Origin of the sequence: Alteribacter natronophilus, assembly GCF_006007885.1 — a bacterium.
Taxonomy (GTDB): domain Bacteria; phylum Bacillota; class Bacilli; order Bacillales; family Salisediminibacteriaceae; genus Alteribacter; species Alteribacter natronophilus.
The window spans coordinates 241,279-255,493 of the sequence record NZ_VCRO01000003.1 but is presented as its reverse complement, the minus strand read 5'-3'; the positions used below and the strand labels follow the sequence as shown (position 1 = coordinate 255,493).

The 14,215-nt window shown below is 50.4% G+C and carries 11 protein-coding genes and 1 riboswitch; of the genes, 10 read left to right on the top strand and 1 reads right to left on the bottom strand.

Translation table 11 applies throughout. From position 1 onward, the window contains the following. Window positions 1–46: 46 nt before the first annotated feature. Complete coding sequence (locus FGB90_RS11255; RefSeq protein ID WP_138810939.1) at window positions 47–934, bottom strand: ATP-grasp domain-containing protein; 888 nt, start codon at window positions 932–934, stop codon at window positions 47–49. 120 nt (window positions 935–1,054) lie between these two features. Between FGB90_RS11255 and FGB90_RS11250 the strand changes: the two genes are divergently transcribed. The 10 genes from FGB90_RS11250 to pilM all read left to right on the top strand — a co-directional run bounded on the left by FGB90_RS11250 (window position 1,055) and on the right by pilM (window position 14,214). Further along, complete coding sequence (locus tag FGB90_RS11250) at window positions 1,055–2,302, top strand: bifunctional folylpolyglutamate synthase/dihydrofolate synthase (RefSeq protein WP_138810938.1); 1,248 nt, start codon at window positions 1,055–1,057, stop codon at window positions 2,300–2,302. Window positions 2,303–2,529: 227 nt separating this feature from the next. Beyond that, window positions 2,530–4,236, top strand: a complete 1,707-nt coding sequence (locus tag FGB90_RS11245) for a sensor domain-containing diguanylate cyclase (RefSeq protein WP_138810937.1) — start codon at window positions 2,530–2,532, stop codon at window positions 4,234–4,236. Between the two features lie 244 nt (window positions 4,237–4,480). Beyond that, the gene (locus tag FGB90_RS11240) at window positions 4,481–4,972 is read left to right on the top strand and encodes a hypothetical protein (protein ID WP_138810936.1); all 492 of its coding nucleotides are present in this window, start codon (window positions 4,481–4,483) and stop codon (window positions 4,970–4,972) included. 26 nt (window positions 4,973–4,998) lie between these two features. Next, the gene (locus FGB90_RS11235) at window positions 4,999–6,729 is read left to right on the top strand and encodes a VanW family protein (protein ID WP_138810935.1); all 1,731 of its coding nucleotides are present in this window, start codon (window positions 4,999–5,001) and stop codon (window positions 6,727–6,729) included. A gap of 18 nt (window positions 6,730–6,747) precedes the next feature. After that, complete coding sequence (locus FGB90_RS11230) at window positions 6,748–8,418, top strand: GspE/PulE family protein (RefSeq protein ID WP_138810934.1); 1,671 nt, start codon at window positions 6,748–6,750, stop codon at window positions 8,416–8,418. 325 nt (window positions 8,419–8,743) lie between these two features. Beyond that, entirely contained in the window at window positions 8,744–9,775 is a 1,032-nt protein-coding gene (locus tag FGB90_RS11225) for a type IV pilus twitching motility protein PilT (RefSeq protein ID WP_138810933.1), read from the top strand. 6 nt (window positions 9,776–9,781) lie between these two features. After that, window positions 9,782–10,984, top strand: a complete 1,203-nt coding sequence (locus tag FGB90_RS11220) for a type II secretion system F family protein (RefSeq protein ID WP_138810932.1) — start codon at window positions 9,782–9,784, stop codon at window positions 10,982–10,984. Window positions 10,985–11,106: 122 nt separating this feature from the next. After that, a riboswitch (cyclic di-GMP riboswitch) is annotated at window positions 11,107–11,190 on the top strand. 126 nt (window positions 11,191–11,316) lie between these two features. Continuing rightward, window positions 11,317–11,739: a prepilin-type N-terminal cleavage/methylation domain-containing protein gene (locus FGB90_RS11215; RefSeq protein ID WP_138811225.1), complete on the top strand. Its 423-nt coding sequence runs from the start codon at window positions 11,317–11,319 to the stop codon at window positions 11,737–11,739. A gap of 418 nt (window positions 11,740–12,157) precedes the next feature. Further along, window positions 12,158–12,901, top strand: a complete 744-nt coding sequence (locus FGB90_RS11210; protein ID WP_246056156.1) for a prepilin peptidase — start codon at window positions 12,158–12,160, stop codon at window positions 12,899–12,901. Between the two features lie 326 nt (window positions 12,902–13,227). Next, on the top strand, window positions 13,228–14,214 hold the full coding sequence (gene pilM, locus FGB90_RS11205) for a type IV pilus biogenesis protein PilM (protein WP_138810930.1): 987 nt from the start codon (window positions 13,228–13,230) through the stop codon (window positions 14,212–14,214). Window position 14,215 lies beyond the last annotated feature (1 nt).

Sequence of the window (14,215 nt, the reverse complement as noted above, 5' to 3'; positions counted from 1 at the left end):
GCCCCAGCCGGATTGGCTGGGGCGTTAATTTTTGAGCTGAGCGCTGTCAGATGGCATTCAGAATGTAATCGATCATATAAGGAGCTACGTCCACACCTGTACACTCGTAAATACTTCTGATGTGGGGATTCGAATTGATTTCACAGAGAACAGGTCCGTCACGGCCGAACAGCAGATCCACCCCGGCGAAATCCGCACCTGCAGCCCGTGCAGCGGAGACAGCCAGTTCTTTTTCCTCGGTCGAAGGAACCCATGGTTCGGCTGAACCGCCTGTGGTCACATTGGCGCGGAAATCAGTGACGGACGTCCGCTTCATGGATGCCACCACTTCATCACCGACAACATTCAGGCGGACATCGGTTCCCGTACTTTCCGTTATCATCTCCTGAAAAATCATTTCGCGGCTTCCGATCCCTCTGACAATGGCCTCAAGTTCTTCCGGAGTTTCGGCCTTAAATACCTGGCGGCCAAACGATCCGTAAGCTTCCTTGACGATCAGAGGAAGACCGAGAAGACTGATGACCTGTTTCAGGAAATAAGGATTTCCCTGCTCGCACCCATCGTACACTTTAGGGGCAATCACGGTTTTTGGAACCGGGAGTCCGTGACCGGAGAGGGCTGCGTGCATCCGGGCTTTGTTATCACAGAGCCCGATCGCCCGGGTACTGTTAAAAAGGCGGATTCCGTTTGCCTCGAGATGTTCACCAAGGTGAAGATCCTTGTCTGCGAAGTGGATGAAATCAGGTATTCCTCTGTTCGCCGGAGGCCGGAATTCTCTTTTTCCAAACCGGTCAAAGGCCACCTGGAGGTCACTGTTCCAGACGAGGTCGAGTTCAATTCCTTTTCGGGCGGCAGCTTTTTGAAACCACCGGGAATAATCATTAAATTTATCTGTCTGAAGACTGCTGTTGGCTATAAGCCAGCCGTATGTCATTGCTAAGGGCTCCTTCCCGCATTGCAATTTAAAGCCTGATTGTGCAAAATTAAGGGACAGCACTTATTTTAGCAAACCGAAATGTCTTTTTACAGCGCGGTTGAAACGGAGGAACCTTAAATGACGAAAAAAATCAGCCTGGGCCTCGGGCGGATGGAAAAACTGATGGAAAAACTGAGACATCCCGAACGGAGGGTGAAAACGATTCACATAGCCGGAACAAATGGGAAAGGCTCTACTACTGCGTTTCTGATGGAAATGCTGAAACGTTCCGGTCTGTTTGTCGGTACATATACATCGCCTTACTGGGAAAGCCCGGCTGAGCAGATTGCCATAAACGGCACGCACGTGACGGAGGAGGAGCTCAACGCCTGCCTGGCGGAGATTGCTCCTGCCATAAAGGAAACGGAAGAGGAAACGGGAGAAACCGTTACGGAATTTGAACGGATGACAACGGCAGCCCTTTATTACTTTTCCACAGTAAAACCGGTGGATATTGCTGTGATTGAAACGGGACTCGGTGGCAGGGAGGACGCGACGAACGTCATCGTTCCTCTTGTTTCTGTCATCACGAATGTATCGATGGACCATCAGAATTTTCTCGGTGACACGATTCGTGATATTTCCCGGGAAAAAGCAGGGATCATTAAGTCAGGCGTTCCCGTGATGACAGCGGCTGAAGGGGAAGCGCTGGACGTTCTCAAGGAGACAGCAGCGGCCCGTCATGCAAAACTTTACGTGCCGGGTCCACGTGGACAGTCGGAGATTAAATCCTCCGGAACATCCGGAACGGTATTCGATTATCAGTCAAACTACCAGAGTTTCGAATCACTGAAAGTAGCCATGCAGGGGCACCATCAGGTTACAAATGCCACCCTTGCCCTCATGACACTCGATTATATGCGTCAGTATTACGCCATGATGGTGGACGAAGAGGCGGTCAGAGAAGGTCTTGCTGCTGCACAGGTGCCGGGAAGAATGGAAACGGTAAGCACGGAACCACTCGTTATTGTCGATACAGCCCATAATCCGGCATCTGTAAAAGCGCTCTGCCGGACGATCAGGGAATCATATGAAAACCGGACGTTCACTGTTCTGTTTGCTTCAATGAAAGACAAAGACTACCGGACCATGCTGAATATTATGGAAGAGAGCTTTGAACATATTACAGTGACTTCCTTCGATGATGAACGTGTTGCCTCTGCGGAAGAACTTGCAGCCGGACTTAAAAGCGCCTCAGTAACAGAAGACGCAGAACGCTGGCTCTATGAACAGATGAGTGAAACCGGGAAAAACGAAGGTATTCTCGTTTCAGGCTCTCAGGCTTTTGCCGGTGAAATAAGAAATATTCTGGTAAAAAAGAAATAGGTATTTTATATTATTCGAGCGGAGTGACCCTGGGGAATCTGTGCAGAACAAGCACAAATGAACTAGTGGCCACTCCGTTGTTTTTACAACTTTGTGGAAAATTGAGTCAATAGTATTAACAATAGTGAACAGAGTGTGATAGAATGAGAGCACTTAATCGTTCGTGGAAAATTCATACTTTTCCGTAAAAAGATCTTTGAGATGTCATAAAAGAGGAGAGAGATGACATGACAAAAGGAAGACAACGCACCTTCTGGCTCATGTGGGCCGTCGCATTTCCTTTATTCCTTTACTTTTTCATTGACCGTATTACCGGTCTTTCCAGTGAACAGACAATTGCCCTTCTCGCTTTTACACTGCTCATTGTCATTGTCTCTCTATTCCCGATCCGGGTGAAAAACACCTCACTCATCCCGCTTCACGGGATCGCCCTGGCTGTATTTCTCCAGTTCGGTCTTCTGGTGGAGATGGCGGTTACACAGCTGGCTCTGCTGACAGCTCTGCTGATGCTGAGGCTGACAAAACGGGATCTCTACAGAATTCCATTTAATTCAATCATTTTTATGATCGTCTCTCTTTCCTCGGCAGGGGTCTTCTACCTCCTCGGGGGGACGACGGGCAGTCTTGAGCGTCTCACCTGGTCCAACGAGATCATCCCGACGATCGGCTACGCTCTCACATTCTTTGTTTCCAACCACGTGATTATCTACTTTTCCATGAAGTACGTGGCCAGACGGGAAGGAATCACATTCTGGGATGAAGGCCTGAAGTGGGAGGCCATTTCAGCGGTCATGATCATTCCGGTTGGCCTTACACTTACTGTGCTTTACGAACAGATCGGTTTTATTGCCATCCTGCTGATGGGGATTCCGTTCATCAGCGTGTCCCTTATCCTCAGACAGTACCACAACACAGAAACTACGAATTCCCTCCTTAAGGAAGTCAGCTCTTTTGGCTACAAGGTAAATGAAAGTTTAACGGTTAACGGTATTATCTCGCTCTTTTATAAACACGCACGGGCCATTTTTCCCGCTGACCGGATCTATCTTTACGATGAAGTGGACGGAGAACTTCGTGCCCACCCCATGTGCGAGGTGGAAGATATCCCTTTAGAGGGGGACCGGATCAGCCGGAAAGTGCTAATGAGGGGAACATCCTATCATTTTGATTACTATAAACAGTGGTCGCATATGGAAAGCCGGGATACACTGAGCGGAAGCCAGTCTGTGCTGAGCGTACCCGTCATTCGCAATAACAGCAGTGTAGGCGTTGTAACCCTCACCTCAATCAGGAAAAAGGCTTTTGAAAAAAGACATGCCATGATTTTGGAGTTTATGGCCAACTATATGGCAGTGGCTGCTCAGAATGCGAGAAACTACGAAGAGAAAAAACGCGAGAGTGAACGGTGTGCCCTCACAGGTTTATATAATTTCCGGTTCTTTGAAAACCTCCTGCTTGAAAAGTATGATCAGCAGCCGGAAAACGCCAAACAGTTTGCCATCATTCTTCTCGATCTTGACAGGTTTAAAAAAGTAAATGACACTTACGGACACCACAGCGGCAATGAAGTTCTCTGCCAGGTGGCGGAAGTGCTTCGTTCGGAAGTCGCTGAACGTGGTACAGTGGCACGGTACGGCGGAGAGGAATTTGTGATTCTCATAGATGATACGGACGTTCAGTTTGCCCACAGTCTTGCAGAAACACTGAGGCGGGCACTTGAGCAGCATGAGTTTGTAGTGGAAAATGACCTTGAAACAGGAAACGAGCTTACCATTCAGGTGACGGCAAGTATTGGTGTTGCCGGGAAAACGGAGCCGGATGAAAGTGCAATGGGAGTACTGAGAAACGCGGACCGGGCCATGTATACCGGGGCGAAACAGAAAGGGCGCAACCGGGTTGCCAACTTTCATTCGTCCGAGGTGACGAGCATTTAACAGACAGGAAAAAAGCAAAAGCAGGTTCTTCGTAAGCAGTGGAGGGCCGGCTTTTGCTTTTTTTCAAAGATTCCTGTTCAGGGAGTCTCACCTGAATTCACCTCGAAAAAGGATATCCCGGCAAAAGTCTGCAGAAATTGACAATAAACTCGGCCTCCGCTTCTTTCATTGTTGCCATGTCTGGTATAAAATGAAAATAACAGCATTTTTGTCAGAATTTTTACCAGATAAGTAGGTGAGCGGATTGTCTGAATATATTTTCATAGGGATTGGAACAGTTTTACTGATTCCTCTCATGCTGCTCCTGCCATCGGTTTTCAGCAGGAAAGTGACCGCACTTCTCGTAATACTTGCCGGAGCGCTTACAGCAGGGGCATCTGCTCTGCTTGAGCTCTACCCCTGGTGGGTTCCGCTTGCGGCAGTCGTGCTCGTCCTTATTCTTATTTCTGCCGTAATCGGTGCGAAACATGCCGGTAAATCAAGGGTTGAAGATGGTGAAGAGGTGGAAAAGGAAGAAAAAAGGGAACGTAATTATAATAGTGCAGGCAGGAAAGCTGCAGATGAGAGAAGGCAGACGGGGAAACCGGAATCTTCCAGCGGAGAGGGACATCCGGAAAACCGGATTGTACATAAACAGCCACTGGAAGATACGAAGTCAGAAGATGATGATGTGCGGGATGAAGAACAGCTGTTAAAACGCAGGAAGAGGCTGTATGACTCAGCAGGACGGGATTAGCAGAATAATTGTCAGGGGGAAACGCCGTGAAGTTTCATGAATGGTTTGCCGCATCGCTCGTTGTACTCGTTGGAAGTGTCGCCTTTTTGTCCCTGTTTTCATATGCAGGGTCAATGGCTCATGAGACGTTCTGGCAGGACGAAAGGCTCGAGAGGGAAACGCAGATTGCAGGGGTCGACGTGAGTGAAATGAGTGAGGACGAAGCCGTTACAGCTGTGCAGGCCGAGCTGGACCAGTGGAAGGAAAACAGTGAAGTGGCACTTGTATGGTATGACGAAAAACTCGAAGTCTCAAACGATGTCTTTACTTTCGACGTAGACGATTCGGTTGAGCGGATGTTTGCGGGGGAAGGCAGAACGGAAGGGCTTTCTGTTCAGGTGAATGAGCAGCAGATCCGCACACTTCTTAATGAGTTTACCTTCTCGGAATATACCGAGGGAAAAACAGATGTGGACATGCTGACAGCGGATCTTGGGGAGCGGGTGTCCCAGCTTCCCGTGGAAGAACTTCATAAAAACGTCCATGACTACCTTTTGGACGATGTTAAACCTGATGAGACGGTTATTGCTTCTGCTTCGCGGACTGCGGCAGCCGGAACGGGCGGATTAGCGACTGTAGTGGAAATCCCTGCCGAAAGTGCGTTTTCATTCCTTGAAGCCATCGGCGAACCGGGCGACTCACCTGAAGCGGCTGCAGAAACGGCGGCTGCAGCTTCGGCAGTGTTTGAAGTCCTTCTTCACACCAACTTTGAACTGCTGGAACGCACACAGCGTCATGAACTTCCGGACGGTGTCCCCCTTGGATATGATGCTGCCATCGTACCGGGAGAGCGGGATCTCGTATTTTATAATCCGAATGCCCATGCCTATGAACTGGAGCTGTTCGAACAGAATAATAGAATCGAAGCAACTCTTTACGGCATCCCGCTGCCTTACGATATCCGCGTAACGGTGGAGGAAGTGGCCGAGGTGGAACCCAAAACGAGAGTGCGCTTTTCAAGCAGCCGTTCTGAAGGAGACAGGGCTGTAATCAGCGAAGGAAGCGCAGGACATCAGGTGCGCACAGTGCGCCATACCTCCCTGACGGAAACCGGTGATGTGGACGCTCAGGAGGAGATCGTCGCTGAAGACTACTATCCTCCGGAAAACCGTCTTGAAGAGTGGAGTACGGCAGAACGGCATAAAGCTGAAGAAGAGGAAGAGTTCCCTGAAGACGGAGACTGGAACGGCCAGGATCCGGGAGATGGTTGGAACGGCTGGGATCAGAACGGAGACGGATCCCAGGATGGACAGAACGGCTGGGATCAGAACGGAGACGGATCCCAGGATGGACAGAACGGCTGGGACCAGAACAGAGACGGCTCCCAGGATGGCCAGAACGGCTGGGATCAGAACGGAGAAGGCTCCCAGGATGGCCAGAACGGCTGGGATCAGAACGGAGACGGCTCTCAGGATGGCCAGAACGGCTGGAATCAGGATGGAAACGGCCAGCATGACTGGGATCAGAACGGAAACGGCAGCTGGCAGGATGGTAACAATCAGTGGGACGATGATGGAGAAGGAGGCCAAAACGGAAGCGGATGGCCCCCTTCAGGTGACCAGGACAACGGATCAGGCCAACCTCCTGGAAGCACTGTTCCGGGTCAGAATGATGACCGGAACGGAAACGGCCACGGCCAGCCTGGAAGCGGCACGGGTCCGGGAGGCCAGACCCCGCCGGCTGATGATGACGAAGAAGAGCCGATCAAAGGCTACTAGTTACTGGAGGAAAACGGCATGAAAGCACGGCACCGCAGACTCGGCGATCTTCTGGTCGAGGAAAATGTGATTACAAAGGAGCAGGTCGAGTCCGTTGCAGCCACGAAGGACCGTTCCCAGAAGCTGGGGGACGTGCTCCTTGAAAAAGGGCTCATTTCAGAAAAACAGCTGATGGATGTTCTGGAAAAACAGCTCGGCATCCCCCACGTGATGCTGAGCCGGGAACCGGTGGATTCGTCACTTATGTCGCTTATTCCAAAGGAAATGGCGAGAAGGCACCTCGTCATGCCATTCAGGAAAGAAGGGGGGAAGCTTGTCATCGCCATGGCAGACCCCCTCGATTACGTGGCTATTGATGACCTTCGCCTGCATACAGGCTTTCGAATTGAACCTTTCATCGCCTCCAAAAAAGATGTGCAGCAGGCCATTTATAAATACTACGAGCTTGAACCTTCCATGAAGGAGTTCTCTGTGGAAGACGTGGAGGAAAGTCAGGTCGGTAAAGACAGCACGGCTATTGACGAAGACGAGGAAGCGCCTGTCATCCGTCTTGTTAATCAGATTCTCGTCACGGCCCTGCAGCACGGTGCAAGTGACATTCACGTGGACCCCCAGGAAACAAAGATCGTTGTCCGTAACCGGATTGACGGCGTTCTCCGGACAGAACAGTCCCTGCCAAAGCATTTTCACAATGCCATGGTAGCCCGGGTGAAAATAATGGCCAATCTGAATATTACAGAAACGCGGCTGCCTCAGGACGGCCGCGTTAAAGTGAGTATGGACAGAAAGCAGGTGGATCTTCGGATCTCCACCCTCCCAACAGTGTTCGGTGAAAAAATGGTCATCCGTATTCTCGATATGAATCAGTCGGTGACTGAAATCGACGCCCTGGGGTTCAATAAAGTGAACGAAACGTACTTCAGGAAGCTGCTGAACCGTCCGTCCGGAATGGTCCTTATTACCGGCCCCACCGGCTCGGGCAAAACGTCCACACTTTACGCCGGGCTAAATGCGCTGAACAAGGACGACGTTAATATAATGACAATCGAAGATCCCGTGGAGTACCAGATGGAAGGGATTAACCAGGTACAGGTAAACGCTAAAGTGGGCCTCACCTTCGCGGCGGGACTTCGATCCATGCTTCGGCAGGACCCGAATATTGTCATGGTCGGAGAGATAAGAGACCGGGAAACCGCAGAAATTGCCGTCCGGGCCTCCCTCACAGGTCACCTCGTTCTCAGTACGCTTCACACGAACAGCGCACTCTCTACCATTCCCCGTCTCATCGACATGGGCGTGGAATCGTTCCTCGTTATGTCATCACTCACAGGCATTATCGCCCAGCGTCTTGTGAGAAAGGTATGTACGGAGTGCTCAAAACCTTATCCGCCGACGGAGGAAGAGCGGAAGTGGTTTGACAGCCGGGGAATCCCTGTGGATGAACTTTGCCGGGGAGAAGGCTGTAAACACTGTAACGATACAGGGTACCGGGGGCGAATGGCGATTCACGAAATTCTCATGATCGACGACGGACTCAGAAGGCTTGTCCTCGACAACAGACCCATGTCCGCTGTGAGAGACTACGCTACGGAAAACGATATGATTTTTCTCGTGGAAGACGGTCTGCTGAAGGCAAAGCAGGGCAGAACCACGATCGATGAAGTGCTGCGGGTGGCCCTGGATGATTAGGGGGTTCTGAAAGCAAATGTCAGGGTCGCTCACGGAACTGGGTTAAATACAAAATTAATTAATAGAGAAGGCTGTGTTCGTAGATTGTTGCTATTGGTCAAATTAATTATAGAGCGAAAGGCGGCGACTCCAGCGACGAGCGTTATCTTCGTGAGTAAACGTCGAGTTGCTTGGACGGAGCCGGCTTCGGAGCTTAACTTACAGAGGAAGAAGCAGGAATCCTCCTCTGCTGAAGCGATGCCCGCGGAAAGCGTCCGCCTGCAGCAACATAAAACATCATTCTTTCCGTAAACAGCTAAAGAGAAACAGATAAGGGGGAGTGACTATGCCAGGAGACCTGGAGTCATTACTAGTTGAAGCATTTGAAAAAGGAGCTTCCGATGTTCACTTGACAGTGGGTGTACCGCCGGTCTTCCGGATTGACGGTGAACTGATGCACCATAACAGCGAACCGCTTGCACCGGCTGACACGGAGCGGATGGCCCGTTCCGTTTTACCCGATGAGATGTGGCAGGCGTTTGAACAGAAAGGAGAACTGGACTTCTCCCACGGCATCCCCGGTGTTTCCCGTTTCCGGATGAATGCATACTTCCAGCGCTCCTGCATCAGTCTTGCCGTCCGGGTTGTCCCTACCTCAGTCCCGACTCTCGAAGACCTTAACATGCCGCCGGTGCTGAGAGACATCGCCAAAAAGCCCCAGGGACTTGTTCTCGTAACCGGACCTACCGGCTCAGGCAAGTCTACTACTTTGGCTGCGATGGTGAACTTCATGAACAAAACGATGAAGCGCCACATTATTACTCTTGAAGATCCGATCGAATATTTACATAAACATAATGAAAGCGTCGTGGATCAGCGCGAAGTGGGTTTTGATACGAGGAATTTTGCCAATGGACTCAGAGCGGCCCTCCGGCAGGATCCGGATGTGATTCTTGTAGGAGAGATGCGCGACCTGGAAACGATCGCAACTGCCGTAACGGCTGCGGAAACAGGTCACCTCGTTCTGGGCACCCTGCACACGACGAGCGCTGCCAGCACAATTGAGCGGATCATTGATGTGTTTCCTCCCGAGCAGCAGGGGCAGGTGCGGATTCAGATCGCCTCGGTTCTATCGGCAGTCGTTTCCCAGCGTCTGTTTAAATCGGCAAACGGCCGGGGACGGGTAGCTGCAACGGAAATCCTGATCAGCAACCCGGCTGTGCAGAACCTGATCCGTTCGGAAAAAATTCACCAGATTCCTACGGTTCTTCAGACGAGCCGTTCCCTGGGCATGCATACCCTTGAAATGAGCGTGAACGAACTGCTCCGTGACCGAAAGATTGATAACGAAGCAGCATCCTTTTACATAAGCAGGTAGATAGCAATGGCCATATACAGGTACCGTGGACGCAACCGCAACGGCGTCCTCGTTAACGGAAAATTAAAGAGCGATTCTGAAAAGCAGGCACGGGAGAAGCTCCGTGAAAAAAACATTAACGTCGTCGATCTTAAACATCTGGACAGCTGGCTCTATAAAGATGTGACCCTTTTTCAGCGTGTGAAAACGAAGGACTTTCTTATCTTCCTGAGGCAGTTTTCCACCTTGCTTCACGCAGGTCTCTCCCTTGTGGAAAGTATCGAAATCCTGGCCGAACAGACCTCAAACAAACTCCTTGCGGAAGGTCTTAAGGCAACAGCTGAGGATATTCGTAAAGGGGCAACGTTTTCCGAAGCAGCGGAAAAGCAGCGTCACGTGTTTCCTTCGCTGTTTACGAACATGATTAAAGCTGGGGAAGCTGGAGGAAACATCGAGGAAATTCTTGACCGCCTCGCTTTGTACTATGAAAAACAGCACCAGACGAAACAGAAGGTCATCTCCGCTGTTTCCTACCCGGCAGTCGTCGGGTTTGTTGCTGCGGGAGTCGTTATGTTTCTTCTGGCGTTTGTAGTGCCAATGTTTGCTGATATGTTTGCCGGATTTGGAGGAGAACTGCCGTGGCTTACGGCGATGGTACTTGCAGCCGGTGAATGGATGCAGCGCAGCGGATGGATTCTGATCGTCTTTGCAGCGGTGGCCGCTCTGGCCGTTGTGCTCATGAGCAGGGATAAAAAGTACAAGTATTACCTGGATTATGCTCTTTTAAAGCTGCCGATCTTTGGCTCCCTTCTGCAGAAAGCGGCCATTGCAAGAATGTCGAGGACGCTTGCCTCCCTGTTTTCAAGTTCCGTTCCGGTGCTTCATGCCACATCCATCGTTGAACGGGTTGTGGGAAACGAAGTGCTGGCAAAAGTGATCCGGGATTCACGCCAGGCGCTTGAAAAAGGGGAAAGCATGGCTGAACCGATGGAGAAACACTGGATTTTCCCTCCCCTTGTAACACAAATGGTCGTAGTCGGCGAAAAGACGGGTGCACTTGATTCGATGCTCAGTAAAGTGGCTGATTTTTATGAAGCGGAAGTGGACCAGGCGACCGAACGGCTGAAAACAGCAATCGAGCCGATCCTGATTGTCAGTCTTGCCGTGGTAGTGGGGGTCATCGTAGCAGCAATTGCAATACCGATGTTTGAGATATTCGATACGATCTAATAGCAGTATCTTCACCTAGACTGACTTCCTTCCTATGAATTAGTTGAGAAATAGTGAAATTTTGAGGTTTTTATCTTTCCTAAGTAGGAAATATCAACTATAATACTACTATAGAGAACAAAATATTACTCGAAAGCTATGAACTGCGGCCTATATCTGGGCACTTGGGCCGCAGGGAGCGAGTAGTGCAACCGGCAGACACCTGAGAGGAAACATACCACACGATGCGGACTCCTCTTTCTCCACGTTTGCCGGTTTTTTGTGTGCTCTAAAACAACAAGTGAGGGAGGTTCACAAAAGTGAACAGACAAATTCAGAAACTGAAAAGAATCATGAAGAATGAAAAAGGTCTTACCCTGGTCGAGCTGCTTGCGGTTATCGTCATCCTCGGGATCATCGCAGCGATCGCGATTCCGGCGATTGGTAATATTATGGATAACTCTAGAAAGGATGCTCACATTGCAAATGCGGAGCAGGCTGTAAATTCTGCTCGTTTGATGGTGACTACCGGAGTTCATAATTATTCTGAAGTAACTGCTAATTCAGAAAATGGAGTTTATCTGTTTTATGATGGAGAGCATTTTGATTTGGTTGATAACGATTATATGGAAAATCTACCTTCAAACCCTAGCGGAGAGGATTATAAAATTGTTGTAGAGTATAATGATGGTGATTACCTGGTTGAAATTGATAATCATATAACTTCTAAAGTTAACATTAACGATCTAAATAGAAATGCTGTAGATTTAAACTAGATATTTAAAAAAAATACAGTCCTTGTGACTGTATTTTTTATATGTAGACAATTATTTTCAAAATCTCCCAAGTTTCGGTTCCTCTCGACGTTGAAAGGTCTTATAATGAAAGATATGTATATATTTTGTCTGGCTGTGGCCAGTTTTTAAGCAAAGGGTGTTTTTTTTGACAGTTGGCGATCCCAGCGGATCAGCAATGAGCTTTGCTTCGTGAGCCAGCCGGTATTGCTTCGAAACTAGCCAGCTTCGAAGCAATACTGGCAGAGGAAAAAGCATCGACGGAAGACCCTGTAGGGCGATCTTCCGGAGCAGGCTGAAGCGGTGCACGCAGAAAACGTCGTCTACAGCGAAGTCTATGATTAATTGAAAAGTACAGGTGAATAACAGAGAGCTGGTGATCGGGTTGGAGATCGTAATTATGATCTACGTGTTTTTGTTCGGTTTGATTATGGGCTCTTTTTATAATGTTGTGGGAATACGGATGCCGAAAAGGCAGTCGATCGTAAGTCCCGGCTCCAGCTGTCCGAAGTGCGGCCACCGTCTGAAGGCCGTGGAACTGATTCCGGTATTTTCGTACATATTTCTTAAAGGCCGCTGCCGCGAATGCGGGGAGCGGGTATCGCCGCTCTATCCGGTGATGGAGCTGATTACGGGCGGACTGTTCCTTATGAGCTACGTCCAGTTCGGCTGGAGTGCAGAGCTTCTGGTGAGTCTTCTGTTTGTGTCGCTCCTTGTGATCATCACGGTAAGCGATCTGACGTCGTTTCTCATTCTGAACAAAGTGCTCGTGTTCTTCTTTGTGCCGCTTCTGTTTCTGAGGCTGACGTTCGCGGCTCCGGAGCCGTGGTGGCTTACGGTTGCCGGGATGCTTACCGGATTCGGTCTTCTCTTCCTCGTTGCAGTCGTTTCAAAAGGCGGCATGGGCGGCGGCGACGTAAAACTGTATGCGGTAATCGGTACGGTGCTCGGGTTTCCGCTGGTAGTGATGAGTATTTTCATAGCTTCCCTGATTGGAGCCTTAGTTGGCGTAACCGGGATGCTGTTCTTCGGTAAAAAACGGAAAAGCCCGATCCCATTCGGCCCGTCCATTGCCGTCGGAACTCTCATAACCTATTTCTACGGCGCCCAGATCTGGCAGTGGTACAGCGGGCTCTTTATGTAGGGTATTTCATAGTGTGCGCAGCTGAACGCCAGCAGTGAGACTCCTGCGGCAGTGGGGGGGCCTGGCGAGACCCCGCAGGGCGAAGCCTGAGGAGGCTCGCCGGCACCGCCGCGGAAAGCGATCGGAGGGCGTTCAGCGGAGCTTTATCACAGCCCCAATAAAATGTGTCCGCATGGAGCGACACTGGATTCGAGAGCTTCGCGGGGGCGGCTCAACGGGTCTGAAGCAAAGGGTAATAAAGACGAAGCACCAGTGATCAACGGGTGTTACATAGACGCTGATGATTGTTTTCTTTTACATAGACTGGTTAAAGGTGAGGATACGAGATGGGAATTGGAAAAAGGCAGGCGCTGGCGGCGATTACGGTGAAAGATCATGCGATCCGGTATGTGCGGGGGAAGAATACTTCCCTGGACGATGTGGCGGATTTCGGTGAGCGGTACCTTCCGAAAGGGGTCATTGAGAACGGACGGATTGCGGAGTGGGATACGCTGGTGACGATTCTGGAAGAGTGTGTGGAAGAGTGGCAGATGAAAAAGCAGAAAATTGTGTTTACGATACCGGATGCCCTTGTGGTGGTCCGTGAGCATTCGATTCCCCGGGAGGTCAAGGACGAGGAGACGACGGGGCATTTGTATATGGAGCTTGGAAAACAGCTCCACCTGCCGTTTGATGAGCCGGCGTTTGACTGGGAGGAGACGGGAGCCGATGACAGGCACCGGCATCTTCTGATTGTGGCTGCACCTGAGGAGGCGGTTGCGGAGTACGCGAAGCTGTTTGAGACGGTGAAGCTCAAGCCGGTGGCAGCAGATGTGACGCCACTTGCGTTTTACCGGTTCTACCACGATGCCCGTTACCAGGAGCCGGATGAGCATCTTCTCGTGATGCAGTGTTACCCGAGTCACGTGCTCCTCACGGTATTTAACGGGGAAACGCCTGTGGTAACGCGCCATATATCCTGGGGCGGAGGAGCCCATAACTGGGACGTGGAGTCCATTGACGGGGAGCTCACCTATGAGTGGAAGGGGAGCGAAGCGGAGGTCATGCAGGCGTGGGAGGATATTCTGTCTGATGTCAGAAAACTGAGAAATTACTATGAATCGTCCTACCATCAGGGGGAGAAGGATCTGACGAAAGTAAGCATTGACGGCGATCATCCGTTTCTCTCCTATTTTGAGGAGGACTGCCGGTCGAAGTTTGATATACCGGTGCAGCGGTACGATTCTGCAAAGCTTCGTGTGTCAAATTCCGATACCAGTATTCCTGAGCGTTTTCACGAAACGGTAGGGCTGCTGCTGAAAAAAGAGGTGTAGT

Coding starts and splice junctions, on each gene's coding strand:
- FGB90_RS11250 (WP_138810938.1), top strand. CDS start 1,055: ATGACGAAAAAAATCAGCCTGGGCCTCGGGCGGATGGAAAAACTGATG.
- FGB90_RS11215 (WP_138811225.1), top strand. CDS start 11,317: ATGAAGAATGAAAAAGGTCTTACCCTGGTCGAGCTGCTTGCGGTTATC.
- FGB90_RS11245 (WP_138810937.1), top strand. CDS start 2,530: ATGACAAAAGGAAGACAACGCACCTTCTGGCTCATGTGGGCCGTCGCA.
- FGB90_RS11230 (WP_138810934.1), top strand. CDS start 6,748: ATGAAAGCACGGCACCGCAGACTCGGCGATCTTCTGGTCGAGGAAAAT.
- pilM (WP_138810930.1), top strand. CDS start 13,228: ATGGGAATTGGAAAAAGGCAGGCGCTGGCGGCGATTACGGTGAAAGAT.
- FGB90_RS11210 (WP_246056156.1), top strand. CDS start 12,158: ATGATCTACGTGTTTTTGTTCGGTTTGATTATGGGCTCTTTTTATAAT.
- FGB90_RS11225 (WP_138810933.1), top strand. CDS start 8,744: ATGCCAGGAGACCTGGAGTCATTACTAGTTGAAGCATTTGAAAAAGGA.
- FGB90_RS11220 (WP_138810932.1), top strand. CDS start 9,782: ATGGCCATATACAGGTACCGTGGACGCAACCGCAACGGCGTCCTCGTT.
- FGB90_RS11255 (WP_138810939.1), bottom strand. CDS start 934: ATGACATACGGCTGGCTTATAGCCAACAGCAGTCTTCAGACAGATAAA.